The sequence below is a fragment of the Colwellia sp. RSH04 genome, from assembly GCF_003545765.1.
GTDB lineage: Bacteria > Pseudomonadota > Gammaproteobacteria > Enterobacterales > Alteromonadaceae > Colwellia.
The window spans coordinates 1-1813 of the sequence record NZ_QXIO01000033.1 but is presented as its reverse complement, the minus strand read 5'-3'; the positions used below and the strand labels follow the sequence as shown (position 1 = coordinate 1813).

The following is a 1813-nucleotide window of genomic DNA, read 5'->3' as shown; positions in this document are numbered from 1 at the left end:
CGTAACCCACCAAGCTAACCTTGAAAACACTGTTCTTACAATAAAATAATAACTCGATTTCGTGTTGCCAAATAACGCCTCATTAAGAGGCAAAAAATAGTTGGTTAAAATAAGCGAGGCACGAGCAAAAACCAACTGTTTTTTGTCCTACTTAAATGACTTGTTATGTGTTTTATGCCTTATATAAAGTAAAAGCGCCTATAACTATAAATCCTATGCCTGCAATATAATGGAGGTATTTTTCATTAATATACTCAGAAAGTAGACTCCCAGCTAAAACACCTACGGCTGTAGCTACAATTAATGCCGCTGACGCTGCAAAGAAAACGGTAAATTTACTTACTTCCTTATCCGCAGCAAACAACATCGTAGCCAATTGAGTTTTATCACCCAATTCAGCGATAAAAACTGAAAAGAAGATAGTTAAAAATATTTTCCAATCCATTTATACAACACCTAACTTTGAGGAACACATAACGCTTTGCTAATGGGCAAATAATGGTTGGCTATAATGCGCGAAGCGCGAGCCAACTGTTATTTGTCCTGTTGAGCAACTTGTTATATGCAGCGGTGGTTGTAGCCAAACACTGCACGAACTTAAGTCACCCGTAATATAAAAACCTGACCGTGAACTTTTACGCTACACACGAAAGGTTGAAAAAAATTAATAGCGTTGCCACCTTTGAAAAAGGTAAAAGAGGCAATGCTTATTAATGCTGATGCAATCTAGTTTTAGCGTAAAACACTAAACTAGAAAGCACTTTATTTAAAGCTAATTTTTATTAGCATATAACGCCTCATTAAGAGGCTAAAAATAGTTGGTTAAAATAAGCGAGGCACGAGCAAAAACCAACTGTTTTTTGTCCTGCTTTAATGACTTGTTATGTGTAATTTACTCTAAAGCCTCAGCAATCATTTGATTACGCCACTCTTTTGTATTTTGCCACACTTCATCAGTTAAGCCATTATGTGACCAAAAGACTACTTGCCCTGATTTATTCAGGCAGTAGTAATCAGAGTTGTCTTCACAAATTGGAAGCAATTCATCGGGAAGTTCATAGAATTTTTTAGCATCCGCAATTGCGGAATAGATATCAAGGTGACTTTGAGCGTTATTGATTTCTAGAGCTTCCATTGGAGCATTTCCAAGATCATAACCAGATTTGATAAAGTCGATATAATCGTTTGGAAACGTAAAACCTAATTTCTGTTGAGCCTCAGAAATTTCTATATCGCTTGGTGGTTTAAACTCAAAACTTTCCATTTACACCGAATCCTTGATTACACATAACGCTTCATTAAGAGGCTAAAAATAGTTGGTTAAAATAAGCGACGAAGGAGCAAAAACCAACTGTTTTTTGTCCTGCTTTAATGACTTGTTATATTTCACAGTCTACCACCAAGAGCAATGTGAATTTGTATACCTGCAAGAATAACCAAAATGGAAATCAAAATACCATAGAGAGTTGTTGCTGCAACAGAATTAACTAAACGCCACATGAAACCATAATTACTTTGATGCTTCCAAGTAATAATAAAAAAACCAACCAAACCAATAATCGGAAGTATTAGATCAAATTTCAAAGTCCAACTATCTGGATTTTGACCGCCAAGAATATAAATAACATCTAGGGCTAGCCAAGTTAAAAAGGAAACTAATAAATATAAAAACGAAAGTTTTAAATACCTATTTGTGCTCAAAAAGTTATTCATAGCATCCATACTTTGAGTGAAATATAACGTTTATATTAAACGGCAAAGTAACATTGGCTATAATCGCGAAGCGATGGCCAACTGTTACGTGTCCGATTTG

Annotated in this window: 3 protein-coding genes; all 3 read right to left on the bottom strand. The window is 35.3% G+C overall.

What is annotated here, in order from left to right; all coding sequences use genetic code 11:
- Positions 1 to 172 precede the first annotated feature (172 nt).
- The 3 genes from D1094_RS18345 to D1094_RS18335 all read right to left on the bottom strand — a co-directional run bounded on the left by D1094_RS18345 (position 173) and on the right by D1094_RS18335 (position 1713).
- Positions 173 to 445 (bottom strand): TMEM165/GDT1 family protein, encoded by a 273-nt coding sequence (locus D1094_RS18345; RefSeq protein WP_118961543.1) that lies wholly within the window; start codon positions 443 to 445, stop codon positions 173 to 175.
- Positions 446 to 892: 447 nt separating this feature from the next.
- Complete coding sequence (locus D1094_RS18340; RefSeq protein WP_118961542.1) at positions 893 to 1264, bottom strand: SMI1/KNR4 family protein; 372 nt, start codon at positions 1262 to 1264, stop codon at positions 893 to 895.
- 122 nt (positions 1265 to 1386) lie between these two features.
- Positions 1387 to 1713, bottom strand: coding sequence for a hypothetical protein (locus D1094_RS18335; RefSeq protein ID WP_118961541.1), 327 nt, complete (start codon positions 1711 to 1713; stop codon positions 1387 to 1389).
- Positions 1714 to 1813: the final 100 nt, after the last annotated feature.